This is a genomic window from Occallatibacter sp. FHG110214_02 (assembly GCF_059115385.1).
The window spans coordinates 382,300-397,754 of record NZ_JBZYWK010000002.1; the positions used below are offsets into that span (position 1 = coordinate 382,300).

The 15,455-nt window shown below is 53.1% G+C and carries 6 protein-coding genes; 4 read left to right on the plus strand and 2 right to left on the minus strand.

Going from position 1 to position 15,455, the window contains the following annotated elements; translation table 11 throughout:
• Nucleotides 1–43: 43 nt before the first annotated feature.
• Both AC5S3R_RS03510 and AC5S3R_RS03515 read left to right on the plus strand, forming a co-directional pair.
• Entirely contained in the window at nucleotides 44–3,064 is a 3,021-nt protein-coding gene (locus AC5S3R_RS03510; protein ID WP_494265287.1) for a TonB-dependent receptor, read from the plus strand.
• Between the two features lie 100 nt (nucleotides 3,065–3,164).
• Nucleotides 3,165–5,225 carry a S9 family peptidase gene (locus tag AC5S3R_RS03515; RefSeq protein ID WP_494265288.1) on the plus strand — a complete coding sequence of 687 codons (2,061 nt, stop codon included), beginning with the start codon at nucleotides 3,165–3,167 and terminating at the stop codon, nucleotides 5,223–5,225.
• Here AC5S3R_RS03515 and AC5S3R_RS03520 read toward each other — a convergent pair.
• Nucleotides 5,197–5,868 carry an RNA polymerase sigma factor gene (locus AC5S3R_RS03520; RefSeq protein ID WP_494265289.1) on the minus strand — a complete coding sequence of 224 codons (672 nt, stop codon included), beginning with the start codon at nucleotides 5,866–5,868 and terminating at the stop codon, nucleotides 5,197–5,199. The genes AC5S3R_RS03515 and AC5S3R_RS03520 overlap by 29 nt on opposite strands.
• Nucleotides 5,869–6,796: 928 nt before the next feature.
• On the opposite strand from AC5S3R_RS03520, the gene AC5S3R_RS03525 reads away from it, so the two are divergent.
• Complete coding sequence (locus AC5S3R_RS03525) at nucleotides 6,797–7,678, plus strand: MurR/RpiR family transcriptional regulator (protein WP_494265290.1); 882 nt, start codon at nucleotides 6,797–6,799, stop codon at nucleotides 7,676–7,678.
• Nucleotides 7,679–7,751: 73 nt separating this feature from the next.
• The gene (locus AC5S3R_RS03530) at nucleotides 7,752–11,084 is read left to right on the plus strand and encodes an amidohydrolase family protein (protein ID WP_494265291.1); all 3,333 of its coding nucleotides are present in this window, start codon (nucleotides 7,752–7,754) and stop codon (nucleotides 11,082–11,084) included.
• Between the two features lie 538 nt (nucleotides 11,085–11,622).
• Here AC5S3R_RS03530 and AC5S3R_RS03535 read toward each other — a convergent pair.
• Entirely contained in the window at nucleotides 11,623–15,084 is a 3,462-nt protein-coding gene (locus AC5S3R_RS03535; RefSeq protein WP_494265292.1) for an outer membrane beta-barrel protein, read from the minus strand.
• Between the last annotated feature and the right edge of the window lie 371 nt (nucleotides 15,085–15,455).

The following is a 15,455-nucleotide window of genomic DNA, read 5'->3' on the forward strand; positions in this document are numbered from 1 at the left end:
ATGGTAATCGCCGCTACATACCACCCGTTTTAGGAGAACTGTGTTGCAAACGAATCGCTTAAGATTTTTCAGCATTACACTCCTCTTTGTACTGTCTGTTCTGTCTGCCTCTGCTCAAACCTTCAGCGGTTTGTCGGGCACCGTAACAGACACTTCAAAGAGCGTCATCAAGGCCGCCAAAGTTACGGTGCACAACAACGCTACTGGCGTTGAGCGGTCCACAACAACAGATGCTACAGGTTTTTATACCTTCCCGAGTCTCGAAGCCGGCGAGTATAGCCTTCGCGTCGAGGCTACTGGTTTTCAGTCCGATATTCTCAACACGGTAACCCTGAAAGCCGCCAGTTCAACAGGTCTCGACTTTGCTCTCAAGCCTGGCAACACAACAGAGACGGTAACAGTGGAAGCAGAGGCGCCGGAGCTCGACAAGACTTCTTCTTCGATTGGCGACACGATCAGCGAGAAGCAGATTGAAGAATTGCCCGTGAATGGACGCGATTATGCACGTTTGAGCCTGCTTACTCCAGGCGCAGTCGCTCGCAGCCGCTATATTGCGGACATCAGCTTTGATGGCCTGCACACGGTTCACAACCAGTACTCGATTGACGGCGTCGATGCGTCGCGCGTCGATCAACCATACATGGCAAATGGTTTCGAGCGCGGCGCACGTCTGCTTACCGGCTCGCTGGAAACGATCCAGGAGTTCCGTGCGCAGACCAGTGGATATCCTGCCGAATACGGCCGCGCAGCAGGTTCGCTCGTTAATATCGTCACCAAGTCGGGTACCAGTAAATTCCACGGCGAAGGCTATGACTTCTTTCGAAATGAAGCACTTGATGCGCGCAATTATTTTGCCCGCGATATCAAGCCGCGTTTCCGCTTCAATGATTTCGGAGGCAACCTGGCCGGCCCTATCTATCATGACCGCACCTTCTTTTTTGCCAATTACGAGGGCTCTCGCCAAACCATCGGTATTATCGGATCGGGCAGCGTACTCAGCAACTCGGCTCGTGCGATTGCGCTGACCGCTCATCCTGAGCTTGAGCCTCTTCTGGATGACATGCCTACGGTGAACAGCAGCACGACGGACGACACCGTGGTCTACAACACCGTTTCCAATACAAGCGTGCAGGAAAACACGGGAAGCATTCGTGTCGATCATCAGTTTTCTCAGAATGATTCGATGTTTGCCCGCTTAAACATCAATAATTCTCTGACGACCGGACCTCTCTTTGGCGTAACAACGACGGCCCTAGGGTTGAATGACCACCAGAATGTTCCGCTGACGACCACGAATATTGCACTGCATGAGCAGCATATTTTCAACCCACACTTTATCAATGACGCCTTAATCGGCTTCCAGCGCTGGGCCAGCCGGTTGGACTCGGCAGAAGACATCCCGCAGATTTCCATTGCTGGCGTTGATGCAGTAGTAGGCTCACGCGGCAACAGCTTGTCGAACAACAACAGCTTCCAGTGGGGTGACCAGATGACGTTTGTGCGTGGACGCCACACCCTCAAATGGGGCGCAACTGCCTATCGCATCCAACTTAACCGCAACAGCATTACAACTGCTGCGGTGTCGTACGCGAGCGTCGCGGCATTTGAGGCGAATACCGTTCAGCAAGTTACCCAGACAGCGGGCGACCCCGGCCACGGCACTCGAGCAACGCAACTCGGCGCCTATGTTCAGGACAGCTGGCAGATTACTCCCACACTGCTGGCTAATTACGGCATCCGCTGGGATTGGGCTACTCCGCCGTATGATAAGAACCACGCTACGCAGTCCTATGATCCGCGTACAGGCGAGTTGATGCGTGCTGGGCAGGATTACTTTGATACCAACTTCAAGGACTTCGGCCCCCGCTTGGGTCTTGCCTGGTCTCCTACACCGCGCCTCGTCGTACGTGCCAGCTCTGGTTTCTTCTTCCAGGCCTACCCTGTAGGTTTTGGTTCGTACAACGTTCCGTTGAACAACGTCAGCGGCAACCTGACTCTGACGCAGGCTGCCAATCCAGGCCTCTCCTACCCCTATACCGATTACCTGTCTTCAGGTACTGTGCCCGCGCCAACCGTGTATGGATTCCCCACGCACAAGCCTGACATTTACAGCGTGCAGTGGAACCTGAATATTGCCCAGGACCTGGGACATGGCAGTGCTTTCCAATTGTCTTATGTAGGAAACCATGGCCTGAACATCTGGCGGCAAACCAACGCTAACTTGTACATCCAAAACTCGTCGCCGGCTACGCGCCCGAACACGGCGTTCGGTAGCATTTATCTGCAAAACAACAACGGCTTCAGCAGCTACAACGGATTCCAGGCGCAGTTCAAGCAGCGCATTGGGAAGAAAATGAATGGCAGCGTTAACTACACGCTTGGGCATGTGATTGACGACGTGCAGGACCAGGGACTATATGGAAGCGATCCACAGGATGTAAACAATCTGAAGGCCGAACGCGGCAATGGTTCGGGAGATATCCGCCACAACCTCAGCTTCAACCTTGTTTATGAACTTCCAATGGGGTCGGGATATGGATTCCTGGGAAATTCTCCACGGGTGATCCGCACTGCAGTCTCAGGATGGAGCATCAACAGCCTGGGCATCTTCCGCAGCGGCGTTACCTCCAGCGTAGCGATGTCTGGCATTAACACCTACGGCAACTACAACTACACGGCCCAGAGACCTGACGTAGTTCCGGGCGTGTCGGACTATGTTGAACGCACGCTCGACGCGAACGGTTACATCACGTATCTCAATCGCAACGCATGGAAGAAACCGGCTGCCGGCACCTTCGGCAACTCGTCGCGTAACACCGTCTACGGACCGAAGTTTAATCAGCTGGACTTCTCCCTAGTTAAGGAAACGAATATTACCGATCGGCAGCATGTGCAGTTCCGCGCGGAATTCTTCGACATCTTTAACCATGCCAACTTTGGCTTCCCCAATGTTTCGTGGACGCCAACCTCAACCACCTTCGGCACCATATCAAGCACCTTCGGTAACACGATGGGCTTTGGAACCGCACGCCAAATCCAGTTCGCGCTCAAATACATGTTCTGAGCTAACCTTCTGGTTTCTACCGCAACAGGGTCATCCCTCCGGCGACGTTTCCAGTAATGGGGCGTCGCCATTTTTTAGCTCAATTTTGTGAGGACTCTCTATGTCATCTCGATCCCGCTATGTTCTTGCAGCTCTTTTGGCCTGGACTCCATGGAGCCTGGCCGCGCAACAGCATGTCATCACGCCGTATGATATTGTCACCATCCGCAAGGTGGCCGAAGTACAGCTGTCCCCTGACGGCTCGCAGGTTGCCTATTCGATACAGACACCACAGCCAGCTACCGCTCCGAAAGTAGAAAGCATCTGGATTACGAGCACCACGGAGCCCAGTCGGGCCCGCCAGTGGACATCAGGGGACGGAGCTGACTCCTCTCCTCGCTGGTCTCCAGATGGAAAGCAATTGGCCTTTCTTTCAACACGCAAGAACCCGATCCGTCTGCACGGTGATTCTCCATTTACTTTCAGCCTCTCGCGCGTGGAGAGCAGGCCTGAGCTAGTTGAGGCGCAAAAAGAAGATGCCAAACCCGGTGTAACGCAGGGAAACCAGCTCTGGATACTGTCCCCAGCGGGTGGAGAAGCAATTCCCTTGACCAACCTGCCTGGCGATATCAAGGCTTTCAAGTGGTCACCGGATGGGCGCCAGATTGCTTTTGTACGTGCGGATACAGACACGAAGACACAAACCGAACGCAAAGAAAAAAAGATCGATGACCGCATAGTAGATTCCGATTATCGTTTCGACCGCCTGTATACCTATGACCTCGCGGCGCATACCGCGACCTTGGTGACCGTGGGAGACCGCAACGTCTGCGACTTTGACTGGTCGCCGGATGGCAAGCATATCGTTGCACGCATTTCTCCTACTCCGCGCCTGGATGATTACTGGCGGGTTTCCAAGGTTCAGATACTCAGCGCACAGACGGGCGAAGTGGAACAGACGCTGGCCGAGCATGCGCTATCGATGCCTGTCGTGTGGTCACCGGATGGAGCGCATCTGGTCTATAGCAGAATGACGGAAAAGGGGATAACGGGTGTTCCAGTCCTCTATGACCGAAACACAGGAAAGGAGACGCTTCTTGGCTCCAATCTGCCTGTCACCTGGCAAGATGCCGCATGGAGCAAGGACGGACACCACTTGCTGGTTTCCGGTGTGGAGCGTACGACTGCTGTGCTGGCAGATGTAGATGTCCAGAGCGGGAAGGCAACGATTCGTGATGAGCATGCTTCATCCCTGCGTGATTTCTCCGTCTCGCGTGATGGAAGCTTTGTTGTCTTTGCTACTGGAACCACGTCTCACCCAGCCGAAGTTACGACGCTCAGTAACCATATATGGAAGACACTCACCGAAACCAATCCTCAAGTTCACGACTGGGCTCTGGGCACAGTCAAAGAAGTACAGTGGAACAGTACGCGCGACAGACGTACGATCTATGGCGTACTGGTGCTTCCAGCGGGTTATGTTCCCGGCAAACAGTACAAGACATTAGTACAGTTCCACGGCGGGCCGGAGGGCATCTGGGAAAGTGGCTGGCTGGGCTCGTGGCACGACTGGGCACAGATGATGGCCTCGCACGGATATGCCGTTCTGCTGCCTAATCCACGCGGCTCAGACGGCCAAGGACCTGACTTTACTGAAGCGAACTTTCAAGATTGGGGCGGCGCCGATTTTCAGGATGAGATGGACGGGGCCGATTTCGTTGTCGCGCAAGGCATAGCTGATAAAAACAAGATGGTCGCCGGAGGTTGGAGTTACGGCGGCTTTATGACCTCGTGGACGGTGACTCATACCAGCCGGTTCAAAGCTGCTGTTGTCGGCGCCGGCGTTACGGACCTGGTATCGATGGCCACAATTACAGACATCGCTCCTAGTTTTCTGGATGGCTATTTCGGCGAATTTGCTTCCCATAAGGACCTGTATAGGGAACATTCCCCTGTGACCTTTCTGAACCAGTGCACAACGCCAGTTTTAGTTGTGCATGGCGAGGCCGATGAACGTGTTCCGATCTCTCAGGGACAGGAATTCTACTACGGCCTTCGCTTTATGGGACGTGAGACGAGGATGATACGCTTTCCGCGTGAACCGCATGTCTTTGCAGAACGGGATCACCAGGAGGCGCTGCTCGGGCATGTTCTTAATTGGTTTGAGGAGCATGAGAAGTAGAAGCGCGGCGTTTGCGGAAGGGGGAAGAAAGGCTGTTAGCTTCTCCCTTTCGTGCCGTGTCTCCATTCATCACATCACGTAACTTGCGCAGGCCCCGGTAATAGTGATGACGGACGTTTGACACTCTCTGGCCTAGCTTCTGCGCGACATCCTCCATTTCCATGCCTTCAAAAAACAACATTCGAAGGGTGGTCTGCTGGTCGGAGGTAAGAAGGTTGAGCGCCTGCCGCATGGCCTGCGCAGTCTCAATCGTATGTAGGCCGGAGCGCCTATTGTGAAATGTATCGATCTCTTCCTCACGCCCCATCTGACCAATACCACGCTGCTGGAGAGCTTTCTTGTGATTGAATGTGCGGTGGTAAGCGTATTGGAGCAACCAGGTTCGTAGTGTCCCCTTGGCCGCGTCATACTGATCGATTGCCCTATAGACATCCCAGAAGACAGTTTGTGTTATATCTTCCGCTTCTGCGGCATCTCGCAGGACTCCCAATGCAATTCCACGAACAAGCCTTACATAACGCTCGAAAAATATACTGAATGCCTTTTGGTCGCGCTGCTTCAAGAGAAGCACAAGATCACTGTCCGGCAGAAGGTGCGGACTTTGCCCATGGTCGTCCAGATTTCCGGTTGCTTCAGCGTGCATCCTGACTCCAGTCCTTCTGGCAGTTGTCCAGAGTGAAGTGGCCTCGCGGAAATTCCATCCGGCCCATTGTGCTACATCGAATACAGCATCGATGCCTGCGGAGCGGGGGACGATCGAAGATCGGCTGTTGCTATCGGTAACCCGATTGCTGGTAAGCATTTGGACGATCTGATGACTCGGATCATCGTGCTATGCGAACGGAATCGATGATGGATAATCATGGTAAAAAGTATCCGCCAAGGATGCACAATTCCCGCCCCTTGAAAACAAGGGAAAAGCCGATGAGCCTTATATCAGAAAAATCCCTGAAGGTCTTTGAGTTTTTTGCTCAAGCGCCTTAATCAGCTGCCTGGCAAATTCTTTGTCGAAATCCGGATTTACAGAACTTGCATCAAAGCTGCGCATCCAGGTTTCCGCACCGAAGATACACGTAGTCTGACTTGCGCAGCAGAATTCGTAATTAACGGAAGCGAAAGCAGACTCTCCTGAGAAAACAGCGGAACAATCACCATTCCCTGCAACCGTCTCATCCTAAGGTTGCAATAACCGGCAGCGCCTGTGGTCTTCCGCCTTATTTCATGAAGAACAGGTAAATAATACCACTAATGATGTCAATCGTAATAGATTTGACAACAAATGTTGATTTTTCAAGTTTGCGAGAATATATACTCCCGCCTCAAAGCTGGCAGCTATCTTTTCCTGCATCGCTCTCAACTAAGAGCAGGCACCAAGTTCTATCTCGGAGGCAACGGCTCAGTGGCATGCCCGCAAAACAGCCTATACGGATACAGAGCTGAGGTGCATTGTATCCCGTCATTGTTCCAGCAGCACTATCGTGCGGTTTACTGTGGCGTAAGTTATTCTGTGATGCACAATATGTACTATCATGCCGTCGGGGATTACAGACTCTCAATAAGGCCAATTCTCTGTGAATAAATCGCGCATCCATCACAACAGTGGTCTCGCTGACTCCCTTGAATCGCGGCGTGCGTCGCTAACGCCTCGAAGGCAGGAAATTCTTCGGCCCATCTTTGAGCGGCCACAGGACTTCGTACTGCTATCCATACGTTCGAGCGCCGAACAACTCGGCACGGACTCTTCGTTTCTACTGCGCGTTGTTCAGCAACTCGGCTTTAAAAGCTATTCAGATTTCAAAAAATATCTTCACGACCTATCTCTATCGAATGTGACTTCTTTTGACCGGCTGCGCGATAGCGCCACGCAAGAGACGTCCTTGCAGGGCCTTGTCCGTGCTACATTCGAACGCAGCATAGAAAATGTGAATGCACTCTCTGCTTCTCTGGATGTGGAGAGCATGGTCGAACTGGCGCGGCGCATTCATAAAGCCCGGCGCATATTACTGCTAACCGGCGATCTCACTGCAACGGTTGGCGACTACCTTGGCTATCAGATGGTGATGCTGGGGCTCGCGCCCCTGATTCTGCATGGCGCCGGCGAAATGACCCATGCGGTCGGGTCCGTAACCCAAGATGACGTTGTTCTTGCAATGACTTTTCGCCGCGGCCTGCGCTCAACCGTGGAAAGCCTGCGCGATGCCCACAAACGTGGCGCACATTGCATTGCCGTGACAAATATCGCCAGTGCGATGGTAGCCCGCTTCGCGCATGATGTGTATGTCGTGGGTATCGAAGGCACCTCCCTGCGCAGTTCTTTCGTTGCTCCGATGGCCTTTGCGGATGCGCTGGTGGCCTGCCTTGCGAATGTTGATCGCAAGAGGGTTCTTGTCCTGCTCAGCAAGGCTAAGCATGAGCAGATGCACGGCTACCGCTGGTTTAATGAGCAGATTTAAGACATTTTTTCCGCGCGCTGGTACAAGCGGAACGAAATCGCTGCAATCCAATCAGCGGAATATCACATCACCTATGAATAATCGACATGTTGCTTGCCTCCTCGGCCGTGGTCTCGCAGCTGCTGCGTTAGCCACAGGCTTTGCTCTTCCATTTGCTAGCGCACAGGAAAAGGGCGACGTTGCCAGGCCACTTTCCTTAAAAGCTGCCCGCAGCATCCACTTCACCACGGACGAAGGCACATGGATATCTCTTGATCTTTCGCCCGACGGCAAGACGATTGTCTTTGACCTGCTGGGAGACCTCTACACACTGCCTGTTTCCGGAGGAGAAGCAAAGCCGCTCTCCACCGGCATGGCGTTTGACGCGCAGCCCCGATTCTCGCCCGATGGCAAGCATCTCGTCTTCATCAGCGACCGTGATGGTGCGGAAAATGTCTGGATTTCCGACGCCGATGGTTCTCATCCTCGCGTGCTGACACGGGAACGCCACATCGAATGGGTTTCGCCGGAGTGGACACCTGATGGCCGCTACATCCTTGTGGAAAAATCCTCTGACGTTTTCGGCGGTCGTGAGCTCTGGCTTTTGGATGTTCTAGGTGGCAGCGGCGTGCAGATAACCAAAGCCAGCACCGCGCCTAAGACACCTTCTGGAGAGCAGATCAACATTTCTGGCGCCGTTACTTCGCCCGATGGCCGCTATATTTATTACAGCCGCCGCAAGGGCCTGCTCGGCTACAACATCGTCTTTCCACTCTGGCAGATTGTCCGTCGCGATACGACAAATGGCATGGAAGACGCCATCACCAATGAACAGGGCAGCGCCATCCGCCCGCGTATCTCGCCTGACGGCCGCTGGCTTGTCTACGGCACACGCCTCGATGCTAAATCCGGCCTCAGGGCGCGTGACCTCAGCACCGGCGCCGAACACTGGGTATGTTACCCAATCGACCGCGATGAACAGGAGGGCATTGGAAGCCGCGATGTGCTCCCCGGTTATGCCTTCACGCCCGATAGCAAGGCCATCCTTGTCTCTTACGGCGGCCATATTCACCATGTTGATGTAGCTACAGGCAAAGAATCCCTCATCCCTTTCCAGGCTGAAGTGAATCAGCAACTCGGCCCCTTGGTGCATTCCGATCATCGTGTAGAGACCGGTCCAGTGATTGCGCGCATTACTTCAGACGCGCGTCTCTCTCCGGACAACCATCAAGTAGCCTTCTCCGCGCTGGCGCATATTTATATTGCAGATGCGGCTACCGGCAGGACTCATCGCCTGACTCAATCCACGGAAGGCGAGTTCCAGCCCGTATGGTCGCCCGACGGCAAGACGATAGCCTTTGTAACCTGGGATGCCGAACAGGGAGGCGCTCTCTGGAAGACAGCAGCCGACGGCAGCGGTTCCCCGCAGAAGCTGACTAGCATTCCCGGTTTTTTCGAGCAGCCTGTGTGGTCGAACGATGGCGCTGCCATCTTTGCGATTCGCTCCTCCATTGAAGACCGCGAAAAACGCCGCGTCGAATATCAGTTTGCCGCCGCCGCACCTGTTCCCGGAGCTGAGTTTGTTCGTATTCCAGCCGATGGCAGTCGATATCAAATGCTTGTTCCTGCCCGCGACATGTCGCGCCCGCAATTTGTGCATGGTTCTGATCGTGTTTTCTTCAGCAATGCCAAAGGTCTCGTCTCCATGCGCACTGACGGCACTGATCTGCAGGAGATTATCGCGGTTAAGACCAGAGATATCCAGGGTCAGAAAACGCCGGGCACCGCTCATGTTGCCGTAATCAGCCCGGACGGTACACGTGCCATCGCCCTGGTGAATCACAACGCATGGCTGCTTGATCTGCCGCGTGTGGGTGGGGCTGCCATTGAGCTTGATCCATCCAAACCCAACCTTGCCGCCAGGCGACTCAACATCGAAGGGATTGACGATCTCGACTGGTCTCCCGACGGCTCCGAGATTATTTGGACTACCGGCGCCACCTTCTTTCACTTGCCACTCACTTCCGTTCTGAATGCTGAACTGGCCGATGCCCAGGCGGCTGCCGAAAAAGCTGCCGAGGTAAAGGACAGCAAACCATCCTCGGAAGACAAGGACAAGACTACGAAGCTCCAGCCGGAACACGTAGCACTACAAGTTGAAGAGCCGCGTGCCGTTCCTGACGGCAGCATCCTGCTTCGCGGTGCCAAAGTTATAACAATGAATGGCGACAAGGTGCTGCCGAAGGCTGATGTTCTTATCACTCACGACCGTATTGTCTCTGTCGGGCCACAAGGTTCTTTCCCAGTTCCCAGCGGAGCCAAGGTAATGGATGTTTCCGGCAAGACCATTATCCCCGGCCTTATTGATGTTCATGCGCACTGGACACAGATGCGCCGCAATGTTCTTGAGCTCGAAGCGTGGCCTTTCGAAGCAAATCTGGCTTACGGCGTCACCTCGGGCCGCGATCCACAGACTTTCACCGTTGACATTTTTGCCTACCAGGACCTCGTTGACACTGGCCGCATCGTCGGTCCGCGTGCCTTCTCCACCGGGCCTGGCATCTTTCTCGAAAATAACTTCCAGTCACTCAAGGACGCGGAGGATGTTGTCCGCCGCTATACCGACTACTACCGCACAACCACACTCAAAAGCTACATGGTCGGCAATCGTGCTCAACGCCAGTGGATGGTTCAGGCTTCGCAGGAACTTAAGGCCATGCCTACTACCGAAGGCGGCATTGATCTCCGGCTTGACCTTACGCACATCATTGACGGCTACAGCGGCAATGAGCACAACTTTCCGCAAACCCCCATCTATAAGGATGTCGTGCAGCTCGTTGCACAGTCCGGTACCGCCTATGATCCCACGTTAGTTGTTGCCTATGGCGGTCCCACAGCTACGCAATACTTTCTGGAACACACAGAAGTACATGACGACCCTAAGGTGAAACGCTTCATTGATCCTTATGTACTAGCGCGCGACAGCGAGCGCATGCCCTGGACGCGGGATAAAGAATATATCTTCCCGCAGCAGGCAGGCGATGCTGCCAAAATTCTGCGTGCAGGAGGAATTATTGGTCTCGGCGGACACGGTATGATGCAGGGTCTGCAGTGCCACTGGGAACTTTGGTCGATGGTTATGGGCGGCATGACACCGCTTGAGGCTCTCAGCGTTGGCACCATTCAAAGTGCCAAAGCTATCGGCTATGAAAAGGACCTCGGCTCCATCGAACCCGGCAAACTTGCGGACCTTGTTGTCCTTGACCGAGACCCCCTTATTAACATTCACAATTCAAACAACGTCCATTGGGTAATGCGCGGAGGTTTCCTCTACTCTGGCGACACTCTGGATGAGGTATGGCCCGCAACTCACAAACAGCCACTCCGCTGGTGGGAGAAAGAAGGCTTTTTCCCCACCATCCAATAAATCGCACTGAACTTGAGGTTCATTGGGTTATCCCTAGCATTACATTCTGGAGGTAAAACTCTAGAGTGGGTGTCATCAAACTAGATATATTGCACAAGCCTGCCAGGCGTTTCAGTCAGGTTGCGGTCAATCGTGGCCTGACTGAAACAAAAACAAGCCAGAGGCTAATCATCTAAATAACGCTGCTTTACCGGGCCCTCTACCTACTACCCTCTTACGTCATCCTCTGTTACAGAGCCCACGGGGCATTCCGCGTCTTAGCACATGGATATCACTGTCCGTAATGTGAAATTACACAAACGACATCATAAGGTGCTCTCAAATACACGTTTTGGAGAGGCGATCAGTTGCGATGCCTGCAGTTACGCAGATGAGCTGCTATGGATACATCTATAGGATTGCAAGCAATGAGTTTTTAATCTGACACTATTCGATTGAAAGAGCAGCGCGAAATAATCCCCCGCAAAGCACCATAAAAAAGCGGGAAGCCGCCATGACACAGCTTCCCGCATGGTTGAAATATCCAAGGCTTAGTTATTTAGAATTTGTATTCCAACTGAAGTTCAAGCTGGCGCTGCTGCGAGCGTGTGCTTTGCACAAGTCCCCAAGTGCTGCTTCCTGCTACGCCGCGTCCAGGGTTGTTATAGCTGGTGATGTTGCCCACGTTGTATGCAGAACACTTGAATTCAATTGAATGCTCGTGCCACACGTGAAACGCCTTCTCCAAAGCGGCATCATAGTTCTGATAGCCAGGGGCACGTTCGGTACCTACACCTGCATTTCCGAAGATAGGTGTAGCTCCAGTAGATGCCAGAGCCGGCTGCCCATAAGCACAGACGCCATCGTCATGCCCTGCAACCGCGCACGGGCTCGAAGCGCCACCTGAATCCACCGCGCTCGGATCGTCTCCCCATCCTCCAGCAACCGCAGATGTCACATATCCCCATTTACGGTTTTTAACTGTCATGTGGCGATAGTGATTTGCATGCAACGTACCCGCAACACCAACATTCGCACTTCCAGATGCCGTAATAGTATTGGCAAATCCGCTAAGCAGAACCGAGTTCGCCGAAAGAACCCAGCCACCCAGAAGCTCATCGACAACAGCGTTCGACTTACCGAGGAAGCGACGTCCCCGACCAAAAGGAAGCTCGTACCGCGCAGTCCAGTTGAACACATGACGCGTGTCGTTGCCTGTCGGACCATACTCGCAACTGAGACAGTAACTATTCTGCGGATAGCCTGAACTGGAGTTCGTATCATTCACACCGATTGGGCCGCCGGAATCAGACAAGTTCTTGGAATAGGTGTAATTCACCGTAAACTCCAGACCATTGTGAGAGCGTTCGCGGAACTGTGCCTGCAGGCCGTTGTAGTTCATATATGCTTCGGTCTCAAGGAGCTTGATGGTACTGGCTCCCACGGCAGCGTAGAACGGCGCGCTCGTCGGATCACCTGCGAGCTTGTACTGGTTGATGTTGCGAATATCAGACAGATGCTGGCCAATTTCTCCCACATAGCCAAGAGTGAATGACGCGGTATTGCTCAACTGATATTCCGTTATCAAATCAAACTGCGGAACCCACTGCGGACGCAGACTGCCCCACGCCGTGTAGGACGAAGTGGCGCCCGTGGCACTTGGAAAACCTTCCGTGACCGCATAAGGCGAACCCGCAGATGCTGTCGTAGGTGTCACTGCAGTCTGCGAAACCGTTAGATGGAAAGGTGCATTTCCGGTATGACTCAGCACGTTGTAGTCAGTGAATGTCGTAATAGCGAACCCGCCTCGCACAACCATGCGCGGGCTCAGTTGTAACGCAAAGCCCAGGCGCGGATTGAACTGGCTATAGGTAGGCTTGTAAAGAGAGCGGCTGTTCCCTTCCACTCCGGCCAGGATGATGTCTGCAGTCGTCGGGCTCACATTGGAAATCTTATTGTTCACTTCGTAGACGGGCTGATCGTACTGCCAACGCAGGCCATAATTGATGGTAAGAGTTGGAGTCAGCTTCCAATCGTCCTGCGCAAAGACTGCGGAGCGATATTGCCGCTGCCCTACATCCCCAGACTGTGTTGCAACGCTTCTTGTGGAGGCATAGTCCAGCAGAAAGTCGGCAAAATCATATCCAAGAGATTGCCCTGTATTCGGATTGCCTGTAAAGGAGCCAGAGTAGGTAAATCCTCCCAGAAGCCCGCCAGTCGCATTCAGATAAAAATTATTCTGCACACGGAAAATCTGGCCGCCAAATTTAAGCGTGTGAACACCCCGGCTCCAGGTAAGCGTATCCGCATAGCTGAAATGGTTATCGATGGCGATGTTGCCGCTTGCAGTTGTTCCAATCGTCGTAACGCCTGTGCTGTTGGTGCTCTGCGAGTAGGACTGCTGCGAAAAACCAGGAATGCTTTGGGGATAGGGGATTCCTACCAGACTATTTCCCTGCGCAAACTGACCAGATGCATCTTCATTGAAAGATTCATATCCAATGCGGGTAAAGCCAGCCCGGAATTCATTCACGATGTTGGGAGTAAAGATACGAACATAGTTCCCTACATACTGCTTGAAAGGAAAGTCATTCACCGTTGGAAACGAGATCGCCATTATCGGCCTTGTTTGCGAATCCCATGCCTCGCCGCCTGAAACACGCGCGAACACAGAATCATGATCGCTGATTTTCCAATCTACCTTGATATCTGCCTGGTCATTGCGCTGCAACGACTTTACCGGAGCCTGGTAGTTGTACTGAATCGGTGAGGTAGAGGCTGCATGATTCGGCAATGGCCATAGCTCGGGATGCTTAAAGAGAAAGACTGCAACCGGATTGCGTATGGGCACCAGGTTCTGATAAGTGTTCCCATTGATCGTCTGATTGAATGGCGCATAACCATTCTGAGAATCGTAGAGCTGAGGTAAAGCATCGCCGAAGTACGCATATCCTGCCAGCGGTGACACCGAAGAATCTACACCTGTTGCGCCATCTGTATTACCGCGCCATGCATTCAATGGCACGCTGGCCTGTCCGGCTCCGGCAGTTGGCTTTCGATACCCCATGTAGTCAACGAAAAAGAACAGCCGGTCCTTTCCATTGAAAATCCTGGGAATGCGAACCGGGCCGCCAAATGTCGCACCAAAGATTTGCTGCGTGTACGGTGACCGGGGAGTAAAAGGCGTCGAGCGCTTGTTGCCAAAGGTATTGGCATCCATCAAGTAGTTCTGTAAATAGTAGTACGCCTGGCCGTGATAACTATTCGTGCCACTCTTCATCACCTGAATCAACTGGGCTCCGGTCGCATCCCCATATTCGGCCTGCGGAACGGCAGTAATAATGTTTACTTCCTTCACGGCTGCGGCAGCAGGCGCATAGGCAGGAACGCCAAAGCCGTTCGATATATTAGCGCCCGTGTCGATAATGCTGATACCGTCCAACAAATAGTTATTTGCGTAGGTGCGGTTGCCGTTTACGTTTGGCAATGTGGCAAAGCTCTGCGTACGCTCTCCAGAGTTATTTGGAGAACCCGATGCGCCATTCCACTGATTTCCATCCGCAACGTTTACACCCGGAGCATACTGGGCCAGCGTTGCAAAATTGTGGCCGTTGATCGGCAAGTCATTAATCAGTGTCTCCGAGATAGTTGTGCTAAGAGTCGCATTATCGGAGTTCAGAATAGGGGCCATTTCTGCGCTGACCGTTACCGTTTGCTCAGAGCCTATGTGCAGCGTTGCGTCCACTTTGGCTACTTGCCCCACCTCCAACGCGAATGGCGGCGTGGTTTGCGTGGTAAACCCAGGAGCAAAGAAGGTCAGCGTATAGTTGCCGACCTGCAGGAACTTCATGTTGTATACGCCATCGCTATTGCTAGTTGCAGTCGTAACAACATTCGTGGCGGTGTTCTTTGCCGTCACCTTTGCTCCGGCAACCACAGCCCCAGTCGTATCGGTCACGGTGCCGGAGATATCGCCCGTTATTCCCTGACCAGAAGCCGTCCATGAGCAAAAGAGAACCAAAATAGAGAATGCAAGCAATGCACAGATTCGGGGACAAGCACAAAGACGCAGGGCAGAACGTTTCATGAATCCTCATTTCTTCGGCATTTCCTGCATGGAGGCAGGCGCCAGTACAGAAAACTTTTAACGGCCAGTAAAAAGACGCTAATTTACATAATCTGAAACTGTCAATAAAAAATTGACACTTAAATAAGTTTTTTGAAAATACTTCTGCTTAAGCTATGCTGCTATCCATGACTTCCCGTGTCGGACGCTTAGCTCTTAGGCTCTGCCAAGGCCTTTTCGCAATCCCTCTCCTTTCCACTACCCACGCTGCCTGCACTCCTATCGATTGCACGCATGCTGCACTGGTTTCTCCTGCCTTCGCAGAT

Excerpts from the sequence above, each read along its gene's own strand:
- AC5S3R_RS03515 (WP_494265288.1), top strand. The coding sequence starts at position 3,165 with ATGTCATCTCGATCCCGCTATGTTCTTGCAGCTCTTTTGGCCTGGACT.
- AC5S3R_RS03530 (WP_494265291.1), top strand. The coding sequence starts at position 7,752 with ATGAATAATCGACATGTTGCTTGCCTCCTCGGCCGTGGTCTCGCAGCT.
- AC5S3R_RS03520 (WP_494265289.1), bottom strand. The coding sequence starts at position 5,868 with ATGCACGCTGAAGCAACCGGAAATCTGGACGACCATGGGCAAAGTCCG.